13 protein-coding genes are annotated in these 13,767 nt (G+C 45.1%); all 13 read right to left on the reverse strand.

Annotated features, from left to right (window positions below; all coding sequences use genetic code 11):
* Window positions 1-144: 144 nt before the first annotated feature.
* Entirely contained in the window at window positions 145-1,095 is a 951-nt protein-coding gene (locus D5281_RS05100; protein WP_160559062.1) for a 4Fe-4S dicluster domain-containing protein, read from the reverse strand.
* Window positions 1,096-1,333: 238 nt separating this feature from the next.
* The gene (locus tag D5281_RS05105; RefSeq protein WP_160559063.1) at window positions 1,334-2,956 is read right to left on the reverse strand and encodes an FAD-dependent oxidoreductase; all 1,623 of its coding nucleotides are present in this window, start codon (window positions 2,954-2,956) and stop codon (window positions 1,334-1,336) included.
* A 173-nt stretch (window positions 2,957-3,129) separates the two neighbouring features.
* Window positions 3,130-4,401, reverse strand: coding sequence for a glutamate-1-semialdehyde 2,1-aminomutase (hemL, locus tag D5281_RS05110; protein WP_160559064.1), 1,272 nt, complete (start codon window positions 4,399-4,401; stop codon window positions 3,130-3,132).
* A gap of 289 nt (window positions 4,402-4,690) precedes the next feature.
* Entirely contained in the window at window positions 4,691-5,656 is a 966-nt protein-coding gene (hemB, locus tag D5281_RS05115) for a porphobilinogen synthase (protein ID WP_160559065.1), read from the reverse strand.
* A 36-nt stretch (window positions 5,657-5,692) separates the two neighbouring features.
* Window positions 5,693-5,944, reverse strand: coding sequence for a hypothetical protein (locus tag D5281_RS05120; protein WP_277935182.1), 252 nt, complete (start codon window positions 5,942-5,944; stop codon window positions 5,693-5,695).
* Window positions 5,945-6,012: 68 nt separating this feature from the next.
* Complete coding sequence (locus D5281_RS05125) at window positions 6,013-6,399, reverse strand: hypothetical protein (RefSeq protein WP_160559067.1); 387 nt, start codon at window positions 6,397-6,399, stop codon at window positions 6,013-6,015.
* 19 nt (window positions 6,400-6,418) lie between these two features.
* Window positions 6,419-6,625 carry a winged helix-turn-helix transcriptional regulator gene (locus D5281_RS05130; RefSeq protein ID WP_277935183.1) on the reverse strand — a complete coding sequence of 69 codons (207 nt, stop codon included), beginning with the start codon at window positions 6,623-6,625 and terminating at the stop codon, window positions 6,419-6,421.
* On the reverse strand, window positions 6,618-6,893 hold the full coding sequence (locus D5281_RS05135; RefSeq protein WP_330584845.1) for an ATP-binding protein: 276 nt from the start codon (window positions 6,891-6,893) through the stop codon (window positions 6,618-6,620). The genes D5281_RS05130 and D5281_RS05135 overlap by 8 nt, the downstream gene beginning before the upstream one ends.
* Before the next feature lie 98 nt (window positions 6,894-6,991).
* Window positions 6,992-7,531, reverse strand: a complete 540-nt coding sequence (locus tag D5281_RS05140; RefSeq protein WP_277935184.1) for a methyltransferase type 11 — start codon at window positions 7,529-7,531, stop codon at window positions 6,992-6,994.
* 179 nt (window positions 7,532-7,710) lie between these two features.
* The gene (locus D5281_RS05145) at window positions 7,711-9,447 is read right to left on the reverse strand and encodes an ABC transporter ATP-binding protein (RefSeq protein WP_160559069.1); all 1,737 of its coding nucleotides are present in this window, start codon (window positions 9,445-9,447) and stop codon (window positions 7,711-7,713) included.
* On the reverse strand, window positions 9,440-11,215 hold the full coding sequence (locus tag D5281_RS05150; RefSeq protein WP_160559145.1) for an ABC transporter ATP-binding protein: 1,776 nt from the start codon (window positions 11,213-11,215) through the stop codon (window positions 9,440-9,442). The genes D5281_RS05145 and D5281_RS05150 overlap by 8 nt, the downstream gene beginning before the upstream one ends.
* A 271-nt stretch (window positions 11,216-11,486) precedes the next feature.
* A complete protein-coding gene (locus D5281_RS05155) occupies window positions 11,487-12,104 on the reverse strand; it encodes a TetR/AcrR family transcriptional regulator (protein WP_160559070.1) in 618 nt (205 codons plus the stop codon).
* Window positions 12,105-12,286: 182 nt separating this feature from the next.
* Window positions 12,287-13,702 (reverse strand): glucuronate isomerase, encoded by a 1,416-nt coding sequence (uxaC, locus tag D5281_RS05160; RefSeq protein WP_160559071.1) that lies wholly within the window; start codon window positions 13,700-13,702, stop codon window positions 12,287-12,289.
* Window positions 13,703-13,767: the final 65 nt, after the last annotated feature.

Raw genomic sequence — 13,767 nt, forward strand, 5'->3', positions numbered from 1 at the left:
CGCTTCGCCAGCAGACTTATTGCAGCAAACGCTGTCATGCTTCGCCAGCAGGCTTATTGTACTAAAAACAGGGCCGCATATCCTGCGACCCTGTTTAAAAGACTTCGCACCTGTTTGAAGCAGGAATGAATTTTCAAACATACTCTAGCAGGTTGCCCCGCCTGTTACATGCAGATTGGCGTCTAAAATCGCCTGCTTTCTCTGTAAAATTTCGTCTGATAAAAGCTGTTTTTCCACTTCCTCAAAACCGATTCTTGTAATGGTGTCTGCAAAACGCTCTCCGGTCTTTCCCTGCTCCCGGAATAGTAAAATCGCCTTCTCCACCGTATCTAACACTTCATTTTCATCGGTAAACACCTTAGATAAAGGCTTTGCATGGGCTACCTTTTTGCCCCACCTTCCGCCTATGTAAATACGGAAACCTGTCATGCCCCCCGGAATGGCGTCAAAAGGACATTTTTCTATACAGCGGCCGCAATTGTTGCACAGCTCCTTATCAATGTCAATCTCTCCATCTTCCAGCTTAGCGGCTCCCATAGGGCATGTGGCCTGTACCTGGCATTTCTTGCAGCCATTACACATGTCCTCATCTAAATTCGGAACAAGCTGGCCTACAATTCCCAAATCGTTCAAATCCGGCTTTACGCAGTTGTTAGGACATCCGCCGGTTGCAATTTTAAACTTATGAGGCAGTTTAACCGTATGATATCCTTTGTAAAAACGTTCATGTATCTTTTCGGATAAAGCAAAGGTATCATATAAGCCATACTGGCATGTAGTGCCCTTACAGGATACCACCGGCCGTACCACCGAGCCTGTGCCTCCGGTTTCCAGCCCAGCCTTAGCCACATACTCACGGAAAGGCTCAATATCGTTATAAGGAATCCCCCTCACTTCGACCGTCAGACGGGTAGTAAACTCCACATCCCCGTTTCCAAATTTTTCCGCCGCCTCGGCAATCACCTTTGTCTGCGCGGCGGTAATCTTGCCGTTGACTGTGATAATACGGCCATTAAACAAATCCGTCCCTTTATTGTGTAAAAAGCCCAGCGCTTTTACCTTTTTAATTTCTTCCGGCTTTAATGTACATCCCATGTTTTCTCTCCTTTTCCTTCTTTAAGCTTTCAGACAATTCTTTCAGACAAGCGCAAAACTTGCCCCCTGACGGCTGTGCCTGTTCCGTAACGATTCAGCCCAGGACCCTGCATTTGCTGCAAATCCCCCAAGAACATCTAAATTGGGCCCAGAGGAAATCATGCCTCTCGCCGCAAGCGGTTTGGAATAGGTAGATTTCGTAACAGGCAATCCCAAGGCTGAACTGTTATCTTGGCTCCTACACCTCTACTTCATTAAAAGTAATACCGCCTTCTAACACCTTTGTATTGGTATATCCGTAATATTTTAGACGGTTTTGGAGCAAATAAGCTCTCTTTCCCTTATTGCATACAAGAAGTATTTTTTCATCCTTACCTAATCCTTCAACGGGGCCTTCCACCGTAGTCAAATCCACATAAGGAGCCCCTTCAATAGATGGAACCAGACAGGCATCCACTATCTTGTAATCCCCTGCCTCGCCCGCTTCGTACTGGGCCGGCGTAAAGGTCTCAAACTTTCCGCTTATTTTATTCATCAGCACATTGGCCGCATTTGCAAAAGGATGAATAGCTGTTGAAAAAGGCGGCGCATAGGCTAAATCCATATTTGCAAGCTCCGGCAGAGTTCCCTTTAACATAATGCCTGTTACGGCAATGTCCACCACTTTATCCACTGCTCCCTGGCCAATGACCTGCACCCCTAAAAGCCTCAGGGAATCTTTGTCCGCAATCATTTTGATGATAAAGGAGGACGCTCCCGGGAAATAGTGGGCCTTATCATCCACTACCGTCACCACGCTGACCGGCGAAAATCCTTCCGCCTTGGCCTGAGCCTGTGTCAGCCCCGTTCTTCCCACATTCAGCTCAGGCAGCTTGCATACGGCTGTTCCAAGAACGCCTCCATAGCCAAGCCCTGCTCCCATGATATTTTGGGCAATCAAACGACCGTCAATGTTTGCTGTGGAGCCCATAGGCGACCATGCCGGTTTCCCGGTCAGCGCATTATGTACCATAGCGCAGTCCCCTGCCGCGTAAATGTCAGGAAGGTTTGTCTCCCCCTGCTCATTGGTCAGAATCGTTCCCTTAAACATCTCGATTCCGCTGCCCTCCAAAAATCCGGTATTGGGCCGGATTCCAGCGCTGAGCACCACCAAATCCGCCTTGTAAGCCTTCTTGCTGGTGGTAACCTTTTCCACTTTGCCATTGCCTTCAATTCCGGTCACCGTAACCCCGGTCACCACCGGGATACCGCTCTCCTGCAGCTTGCCTTCCACATAGCCTGCCATTTCAGCGTCAAAGCCCGGCAGAGCATGATCCGCCATATCCAGCACAAAGGGGCGTATTCCCTGCAATTTCAGGTTTTCCGCAATCTCAAGGCCAATGTAACCGGCCCCCACCACCACCGCTCTTTTCACCTCTTTGCTATCTGTCAAATCCCGGAGCCTGATTGCATCCTCCGGCGTTCTTACAAAAAACACATTTTCAAGGTCGCACCCTTCAATCGGGGGCTTGACCGGACTTGCCCCTACGGAAATAACCAGTTTGTCATACTCGTAAACTTTTTCTTCCCCTGTCTTCAAATCATGAGCCGTTACCTTTTTTGCCTGAGGGTCAACTTTGACCGCTTCTGTCTCCGTCAAAACCGATACGCCCGTCAATTTGGAATACTTTTCAGGCGTATTCACAATCAACTGGTTCTTATCCTCAATCACATGTCCCACATAATAGGGAAGGCCGCATCCTGCATAAGAAATATCCTTTCCTTTGTTGAGCACGATTACTTCGTTGCTGCGGTCTTCTCTCATTAATTTCGCTGCAATCTTTGTGCCTGCTGCAACTCCTCCTAGTACCAATACCCTCATTTTTTACCTCCTTAAACTACCACACAATTTCTGTTTCTTAATCATACCATTTTACATATGAAATGACAATCCAAAACCTTTCCATGTTTCCGTCATCTGCTATAACATTGTTACTTGTTACTTTTTTCAGCCTTCGGCCAATCCGTTACTGAATCCGGCCATTAGAAATCCGCTCATTGATTAAAAAAATCCCTGATCATCTGGCAGGTAAACGCTATGTCTTCTTCCGTATGTGCATCTGACAAAAACATTGCTTCAAACTGTGACGGTGCCACATAGATTCCTCTATCCAGCAGATAGTTAAAGTATCTTCCGTAGCTTGCCGTATCCGAGTCTGCCGCGCTTTCGTAGTCTGTCACTTTATGAGATGTAAAGAAAATACTGAGCAAAGAACCAGCCTGATTTAGACAGACGGCATCTTTGGCCGCTTCTTTTACTGCCAAAGCAATTTCCCCGGCTTTTTGGTTAAGGCGCCTGTAAATATCAGGGTCTTCCTTTAAAATCAGCAGGGTTTCAATGCCCGCCGTGGTAGCGATTGGATTGCCGGACAGCGTTCCTGCCTGGTACACCGGCCCTGCAGGAGAAACCATTTCCATAATCTCTCTTTTTCCTCCATAAGCGCCAATGGGCATACCGCCGCCCACAATTTTACCCAGGGTCGTCAAATCCGGCCGCACGCCATAGTATTCCTGGGCGCCGCCTAAGGCCAGGCGGAATCCTGTTATTACTTCATCAAAAATCAAAAGCGCCCCATACTTTTTCGTAATTTCCCGCAAAAATTCCAAAAAACCCTTCTCGGGCAGCACAACTCCCATGTTCGCCGCCACAGGTTCCACAATAACGGCCGCAATTTCTTCCGGGTCAGCCTCAAACAAATTTTTCACAGAAGCCCTGTCATTATAAGAAGCCACCAGCGTATTTTTTGTGTAATCCGCTGGTACACCGGCGCTGTCCGGCATGGATGTGGTCAAAGCGCCGGAACCCGCCTTCACCAAAAGCCCATCGGAATGTCCATGATAGCAGCCTTTAAATTTTATAATTTTATCCCGCCTGGTGTAGCCCCTTGCCACACGTATTGCGCTCATCACGGCTTCTGTTCCGGAGCTCACAAGACGGCTGTCTTCTATAGAGGGAACAAGCTCAGCAATCAACTCTGCCAGCAACACCTCTTTCTTTGTAGGCGCGCCAAAGGTCAGGCCATCTTTGCAGGCTTCTTGTACCTTTTCAATTACTCTCGGATGCGCATGTCCCAAAATGCCCGGGCCCCAGGAGCAGACATAGTCTATCATCTCGTTTCCGTCCACGTCCACCAGCCGGTCCTTGTGAGCTGATGCGATAAAGCGCGGCCAGCCTCCCACAGCTCCAAAAGCGCGCACCGGGCTGTTCACCCCTCCCGGAATATACTTCTTAGCCTTTAAAAACAGTTCTTTTGATTTTGTATCCATGTGCCTGTATCCTTTCTTTTTACGGCTTAAGAATTATCTTCATACTATGTCATGCTGCTTCGCGGCAACTCAAATCTATGCGGAGAATGCCTATATTAGGGCATTCTCTGCCGCCGCTTTACGATAACTCAAATCCTAGGGGGGAATACCCATGCTGGGGCATTCTCTGCTGATGCTTTACGGCAACTCAAATCCTGGCGGAGAATACCCGCATTTTCGGCATCCTCTAAAACATTTCGTAACGCTTAGGCAGTGTTTTTTGATGCCTTAACGTTTCTTAACGTTTTCTTCACACCAGCCAGCTTGCCACATCCAGTGCATGGTAGGTGATAATCATTTTTGCCCCGGCCCTCTTTAAGCCTGTCATGATTTCCATTACAATTTTCTTTTCATCAATAAAGCCCTGTGCCGTTGCCGCCTTCACCATGGAATATTCCCCGCTTACGTTATAGGCCACAACAGGAATGTTGTAGCTTACCGTCATTTCCCGTATCACGTCCATATAGGCCATAGCAGGCTTGGCAATAATGAAATCTGCGCCCTCCGCTATATCTTCCTCCACCTCCCGCATTGCTTCGCGGCCGTTAGCCGGGTCCATCTGATAGGTTTTCCGGTCTCCAAAGCAAGGCGCAGAACCTGCCGCCTCCCGAAAGGGCCCATAAAAAGCCGAAGCAAATTTAGCGCTGTAGGCCATAATAGGAATATGGATAAAGCCATTTTCGTCAAGGGCTTTTCTGATGGCTGCCACCCGTTTATCCATCATATCGCTGGGCGCTACGATATCTGCTCCCGCCTTTGCATAGCTTACCGCTGTTTTGGCAAGAAGCGGCAGCGTCTCGTCATTTAAAATCACGCCGTCCTTAATAAGCCCGCAATGTCCATGGGATGTGTATTCGCATAGACAAACGTCTGCAATCACCAATAAATCCCTGTATCTTTTTTCCGATTTTATATAGCGGATCGCCTTCTGTATAATCCCCTGATCGTCATAAGCGCCGCTGCCGATTTCATCCTTATGGGCCGGAATCCCAAATAAAAGCACCGCTCCAACCCCTGTTTCAACCACACGGTTCAATTCACCGGCTAAACGGTCAATGGAATATCTGAAAATTCCCGGCATGGCCTCCACTGGATTACAGATATTCTCTCCCTCCATAACAAAAACCGGATAAATCAGTTCCTGTACCCGCACATGATTTTCCCTGACCATATCCCTTATGGCAGGATTCATCCGCAGCCTTCTCATTCTGTCCATTTTTCCTCCAATCTAAAGCGCTTTGCGCCGGACACATCATCTTCTCTCAAAAAAATGTTTCATTGTATCTTTCAGCTCATCGCTGAAATCATCCAAATCCTCTAGTGAAATCGCACCTTCATTTAGCAGCGACATCATAATATAAAACTGGTTAGATCTGCTCATCTCACACTGCACACCACAGTCCTTTTTATCCTCACGAATCCTCTTCTCCAGTGTCCAAAATTTGTCCGATGCGTTTCCCTCCGCGCTCAGAAGTTCTATGTACTCTTTATTCAGCCTATCCATGTATGCTTCCTGCCAACCAGGAATCTTACTGCGAAACAGTTTCCAGTCTCTTTCCGAAAATCCAGCCATCAGTCGCAACACCTCGCAATCCGTTCTCCACATTTATTACAAAAACCTTCAATCACCACACCAAATTTATCTTGCCGCAAGTTGTATCCCAACTTAAAGGACGCTTTTCCACAATTGACACAAAATGCATTATGCAGCCACATCTCCTTTGCCTCATCCGGATATGCCTTCCAAATCCGAAGTGTTTCCATATCTGTGATACCCTCTCCTTTCCTGAATTCATCCGCCTCCATCTCCTGACGGATAAATTTCTCAATCATATACTCATCGCAGCCGTCCTTCCGAAACTGCTCTGCCATCTCTTTATATTTTCCTGTATATTTCATTAGCTGCTGCCTCTTTAAATTACACCTTTCTAATGGAAATCCAAACATACCATTTTCCATTCTTTCCCCCTCACTTTCCTCAGTCCCATGATTTCTTATCGTATTTAATTTCCCAGTACCCATTTTTGGGAGAGCCATGACGGATTAAAATGCCCTTTTCTTTCAGTTTTTTGATGTTCGCCTCAACGTTCCTGCCTGCTATACCAAGCTGTTTGGCCATCTTGGCAGCCGAAAGGTATATATCCACAGACAAAAGCTCCAAGATTCTTATCTGTGTATCACTCAAATCTCCCCGAAACTGTTCCCAATCTTTCTCCGATGCTTTTTTGCTGTTTATTAGATGCCAGGGTATAATCATTCTGTCCTTCTATTATTTGATTGCGATAAAGATTTACTCTAAACATGTCATCAAAAACCAATATTTCCGGACTTGGAAGACCATAACTTTTTGCCCCTTCTTTTATTCTTCGTATTCCGATTCCCCACGCTTCAACAAGTCCCATTTGATTAAAAACATTGGCAATCGCCCTGTTCCTGAGCCTTCGAATGCCCACTTAAAAATCTCATGATTATACTTGAACGAATTTCCCTGCGCCGCACCCACATAGAAAGGAGCTTTTCGCACATCAGCTAATTAAGTGCAGCCAACTTGTCAGCCAACTTTTTTTAAAAAATTTGTGTAGCAAGCAGTTTCCAAGTTCTGGGTAGTTAGATAGCTTTTTCTAGAGTCAGATATCCATGTATTTTCAATGTTGATTTGAATTATACTTGAAACATACTTCGGATTTACATGTTGGACTGCATTCTGAAAACATTCATAGCCAATATACTCAATCAGCAGATTTGCAATAATCATATCGGCTTTCGGTAACTTATCAGTTTCGTTTATCAAATTGATGCACAGGCATTCCAGAAGTCCGTCTAAATCAGGATATCTGCAAATAACTTCTTTTAAATAAGAAGAATTCACATCTACCCCATATACCCTCTCAAATTTGTCTTTTTGGATATGTTCAAGACCATTACCGCCTGCGATACCAAGTATCATTACGCTGGAAACAGGATAAGTGTCAAACTGTCCTATCATCATTTGATTCATAGCTTGTAACTGCATAACAGAATCAAGTTTCATATGATTTTCATAATCGGCTAAAGAAATTTTTTCCCATGGGTTTTTCATTTTGACTGCCATTCTTCATCTCATTTTATATATTTCCAACATTACAATTATACCTCAATTTCCTGCAATAGGGAAGACAATCCATACACAAACGCCAGCTTAATGTAAAGACGCATGGTTTACATTTCACTGTTCCACGCGCCTTTATGAATGCATCTGTATTTAAAACATAAATTATAGAAACAATTTTATTATTCCATTGCCCAATTCCTGCTCTGAGTCTGAAGATTAACCATGCGGGCATAAATACCGTTCTTTTTAAGAAGCATGTCAGAATTGCCCTGTTCCGCTACTGTGCCGTCAGAAAGGACAACGATTTTATCCGCCCCTGCAACGGTACGCATACGGTGGGCAATGATCATAACCGTCTTATTTTCAATCAGTTTTGATAAGGATTCCTGAATCAGCGTTTCGTTTTCCACATCAAGGCTGGCCGTTGCTTCATCCAACAGGATAATCGGAGCGTTCTTGAGAAATGCCCTTGCAATCGAAATGCGCTGGCGTTCCCCTCCTGAAAGCTGGCTGCCGTTCTCTCCTATCAGGGTATTCCACTTGTGGGGTAATTTCTCTGCAAATTCATCCACATTGGCAAGTCTTGCCGCCGCAAGCACCTCATTGTCAGTGGCGTCCTTCCGTCCCAGGCGGATATTTTCCATGACCGTATTGTTAAACAGTGTGACATCCTGAAATACAATAGAGTACAGGGACATCAGTGATTCCGGGTCCGTATTCGAAATATCCATGCCGCCCACGGTAATCTTGCCCTTTTGGATATCCCAGAACCTTGCGGCAAGACGGGAAACTGTTGTTTTGCCACCGCCTGAGGGTCCTACCAAAGCAGTGACCTGCCCCTGCTTTGCGCTAAAGGATACATCTTTTAACACCATCTCCCCGCTGTTGTAGGAAAATCCCACATGGTCAAAGGTAATGTCATAGCCTTGATTTGTCAGTTCTTCCGTGCCCTTTTGTTCCGGGCAGCTTAGGATTTCATCCATTCGTCTGCACTGGATATTGAGCATCATCATCACCGCCATCAGGTTATCTAAAGCGCTAATCAGGGGATCATATATACGGGAAACCAGTATCAAAAAAGTAAATAATGTGAGCAATGTAATCTGCCCATCCACAAGCAGCATGCTGCCTGCAAGCACTGTGGTAGCGATACCCAGCTTTAAAATCATCCTTCCACAGGTATTGCAGATTGCATGGGTCAGTTCACTAAAGACAGTCTGTCTTTCAACCCTCTTGATTTTAGCATCCAGTCCTTTTAAGTATTCGTCTTCCGCATTGTTGGCCTTCAAATCCCTCACAGACTCAAGGCACTCCTGTATCCCATCCATGCAGGATAACTGCGCCTGATTTACCTTCCTCTCCGATTTTCTCAAGATTCCTGATGTCAAAATCAGCAGCCCAAAAGAGACCGGAAGCACCCACAGAGAAGCCAAAGCCATTTTCCAATTAAAGACAAAAATCCCCACGGCAATCAGCAAAGTAGAAATCACAGAGCCAATCAGCTCCGGAACCCAATGGGACAAACCGCTTTCCAAAGAGGCGCAGTCCGACATCAACACACTGGTTAAATCAGGTAAATCCTTTTGTCCGAAAAAAGACAGCGGTATTTTTCTCAGTTTCTCCGCAAGCGCCAGTCTCCTGACGCCGCTTTCCACATAGGTTGCAAAAAATGTGGCGTTGTATTGAATATAGCAGGTAAGCATAATCAACCCCAGGGCCACCAAAAGTCCCACAATATAAAAAGTACTTTTTCCGTCCGGTATCCCTCCGTACAGCAAGTCGCTGATAAGGCTATATAAAAGCACCACCGGAACCATCATAGAAAGATTATGCAGGATGCAGGTAAAAAATGCCTTTACCATATCTTTCGCGCCCTGGTCAGACAGGGCAAACGTGTGTTTTAATTTTTCATGCATTTGAAACACCTACCTTCCACTTTGCAGCTTTATTGTACTCTCTCCACATTTCGGCATACGTCCCCCCTTTATCTTTCAGCTGGGCATGGGTACCCCATTCTTCTATCATTCCGTCCTTTATAACGATTATTCTGTCCGCGCCGGTAACAGTGGAAAGCCTGTGCGCAATCATCAGCACGGTCTTTCCTTTGGCAAGCACATTAAATGCTGTCTGCACTTTAACCTCATTGTCCGGGTCAGCAAAAGCAGTGGCTTCATCTAGGATAAGAACCGGTGCATCTTTCAGCATAACTCGTGCAATCGAAATGCGCTGCTGTTCTCCGCCTGATAGATATACTCCCTTTGCTCCTACGACCGTATCCACTCCTTCCGGCAGCTTTTCAAGAATATCATCGCACTGCGCATCGTGAAGGGCTTTCAGGACTTCCCCCCGCGAAGCATCCGGCTTAGCCATCCGCACATTTTCAAGGATAGAAGTTTTTAAAAGCTGCGAATCCTGAAAAACGAAAGAAACCGTGTTCATCAATTCTTCCTTGGAAATATCTTTTACATTGACACCCCCGATTTTTACACTTCCGCCGGATACATCCCAGAATCTTGCCACAATACTTGCAAGGGTGGTCTTCCCTCCGCCTGAGGGTCCTACAAATGCTACATGTTCACCGGATTTGATTACAAGGGAAATATTTTTAAGTGCATCTTTCTTTGCATCCTTATACCGAAAAGAAACTCCGGAAAGCTCCACGGAATTATCCTTTGGATGCTTTGGTTTTTGGGTTTCCGGCAATGGCTTCATTTCTAAAACGCTTTCGATTCGCGACATAGCATCGGCTACTATCAGCTTATTTTCGCTGGCATACATAATCTTTGTCAGGGTCAGCGTAATAACTGGCGTGATGATAATATAGTACATCAGATTTAACAGAAATTCATTTGTCACTCCATCCTTTGTTATCACCAATGCCGCTGCAATCAGGACTGCAAAAATTCCATTTACCAGCGTGGTGTAACACATCATTGGGAAACGCAGATCTTTCGTATAAGCAATGACCCACTTTTCATAATTGTCAATGGATTCTTGAAAACGTTTGAAAGAAAATACCGATTGGCCGAATGTTTTTACAACCGATATTCCTCTCACATACTCCACCGCTTCACCGGACATCTGTCCTAACGCGTTATTGTATTCTTCCATTTTCTTTGCCATGCGCTTACCTGTCATGATACTCATGATAATAAATGCCGCCACAATGGGAAGAAGACTTAAAAGTCCCAGCCGCCAGTCAAAGACCATAAGAAAAATCAATAACCCCACGGGCGTGGCAAGCGCGTTTGCTTTGTCGGGAAGCTGGTGGGCAAGATAGGTTTCTGTCGCGGCGCTGGATTCATACACCGTCTTTCTGATTTTTCCGCTGCCAATGCTGTCCATAAAACCCATTGGCAGAGTTACAATATGGTGCATTGCTTTGATCCGGATATTTGCCTGTACCCGGAATGCTGCCAAATGCGAGCACATAAGGGCCGCCACATAAATCAAAATCGCAGCCACCGCAAACAGTACTGCCATCCACCCGTTATGGGCCAGGTTCTTTGTATCCTGCAAATTTGCAGCCCCATCTAACACCTCTTTGATGACTTTCCAAATATACACAAATGGCAAAAGCGCCACCAAAGCGCTCAGCGCACTTAAGGCCCATGACGCTATCGTTAGGTATTTGTAGCCTCCGGCATAATCCAAAAGCCTTTTCAGATTAGATTCTTTTTTCAAAGTTTTCAAAGATAAGACCTCCTTTTATATTTTTCATGCTGTTCGGACTGTTGGTGTCCAACAAACGCCGTCACGCTTCGCGAGGCGGCTTATTGTAACAAACGCCGTCACGCTTCGTGGATCAGCTTATTTTAAATTAAATATAATAATGGAAACGCTGCAGCCGCTCCATTGTTACCTGCATAAAATATTAGTTAGTCTATTCTAACTTATAGGGAAAATATATAGAAAGCCTGCAATGCATACTTTCTATATCACATCCGCCTGGATGTTACTGTCCCATAATTTTCATCCAACCTGCGGTGTAAAAATCGTTTAACTGCTGCAAAAACACCTTCGCATCTTCAAAAGGCATTTTATGCAAAACCATTTCAAAAAAAGCGCCTATCATGCCTGTTGCCATGATATGTTCCAGTCTTTCATCAATTTTAGGGACGTAAGCGCCAAGCTGTTCCAAAACCTTATAATACTTATGGGTGGATTCTACCTCAAGCTCCACCATGTCGTCTATCATACCGGCGTATTTCGTGCCCTCCGAGCATTTCAAAATCAAATAGAACTCATCCGCATGCTCGTAGGAATATGCCAGCAGTTCGTTCATGCATTTTGCAGACAGCTTTCCCATCTGCTCCGGCTGCTTTTCGGCAGGCAGATTTTCAAAATATTCATGGGCCTGCCTATACCGGCTCATCACATATTCATAAGCTTTCCCCACCAAAGCTGAAAATAATTCTTCCTTACTGTCATAGTATCCGTAAAAAGCTCCGGTGGTGACGCCTGCTGTTTTAACAATATTACGTAAAGAAGCAGTCTGAAACCCTTTCTCCATAAATTCCACTTTAGCCGCCCTGTGGAGTAGATCCAGCGTACTTTTTTCTGATTCGCTCATTTTGCCGCCCTTGCTTATAACAGTGTTATATATCACTGTTATAGTATAGCCCCAGGAAACACTTTTGTCAACCAAAAGTTGAAATAGTTTGTAATTGCATAACAGTTCAGCACAAGGCTGAACTGTTACGAATGCTGCTTCATTAGATACGGAAAGAACCATATTGTTTGATTTATGCTTAATTATTTCATATCAAGTTTAAATCCAAAATACCGGATTGCGTTATTATAAGAAATTCCTTTTACAATCTGGGCAAGCTTCTTCATGTCCTTGGGATACTCGCCGTTTTCCACCCATCCGCCAATCAAATCACACATAATCCTTCTGAAATACTCATGTCTCGGATAGGAAAGAAAGCTTCTGGAATCTGTAAGCATTCCATTGAAATTGCCCAAAAGACTTAAGTTTGCAAGGGAGGTCATCTGCTTTATCATACCGGTTTTATTGTCATTAAACCACCATGCCGATCCCTGCTGGATTTTTCCAATCATATCCCCATTCTGGAAACAGCCAAGGATCGTGCCAAGGGCCTCATCATCATTGGGATTCAAGCTGTACAAAATTGTCTTGGGCATATTCCCTGTCTCACTTAGCGCATTTAAAAAGTCTGCGGTCTCGCTGGAGGGCGCATAATTATTGATACAGTCATAGCCTGTATCCGGTCCCAGCTTTTCATACATTTTTTTATTGTTGTCACGCTTGCATCCATAATGGAGCTGCATAGCCCAGCCAAGCCTTGCATATTCTCCTGCCACAAAAATCATAAATTCTGTTTTAAATTTCAGTTCTTCTTCCCTGGAAATTTCTTCTCCGCTAAGGCGCTTTGCAAAAATTGCTTCTATCTCCTCCTTCGAAGCAGGGTTATACATCACATATTCCAAAGCATGGTCTGACGCACGACACCCATAGCTGTCAAAGAAATCCATACGCTTAATCAAGGCCTTTTTCAAATCTTCAAATGATTGAATTTCCATGTCCGCTGCCTTGCCTAACTTTACAAGATATGCTGCATAGTCCGGTTTCTCAAGGTTCATGGCCTTATCCGGGCGCCATGCGGGAAGCACCTGTACCTGAAAGCTGTCATCTTCCGCAATTATTTTGTGCCATCTCAGATCATCCGCCGGATCATCTGTGGTACAGATCAACGTCACGTTGGACTGTCGAATCAGATTGCGGACGCTCATGGAATCCTCCTTAAGCTTGCTGTTGCACAGATTCCACACTTCCTCCGCCGTATCTGCTCCTAACACCCCATGATATTCAAAATATCTCTGCAGTTCCAAATGGCTCCAATGGAACAGCGGATTTCCGATGGCTTTATCTAAAGTTTCCGCCCATTTCTGAAATTTCTCACGGTCCGGTGCATCCCCTGTAATATAATATTCATCCACGCCGTTTGAGCGCATCTGGCGCCATTTGTAATGATCGCCTCCTAACCAAACCTGGGTGATATTTTCAAATTTTCTGTCCTCGGCGATTTCCTGAGGATTAATATGACAATGATAGTCCAAAACAGGCACCTTTGCTGCAAAATCGTGGTACAACTCCTGTGCGGTCTGCGTACCCAGCAAAAAATCTTTTCCCATAAATTCCTTCATGTTTCAAACACCTCCATATTTTTATCGTTTTCATTCCTACCGCCTGATGTAGCAATCACTCTATT

The sequence above is a fragment of the Parablautia muri genome (assembly GCF_009917485.1).
GTDB lineage: Bacteria > Bacillota > Clostridia > Lachnospirales > Lachnospiraceae > Suilimivivens > Suilimivivens muri.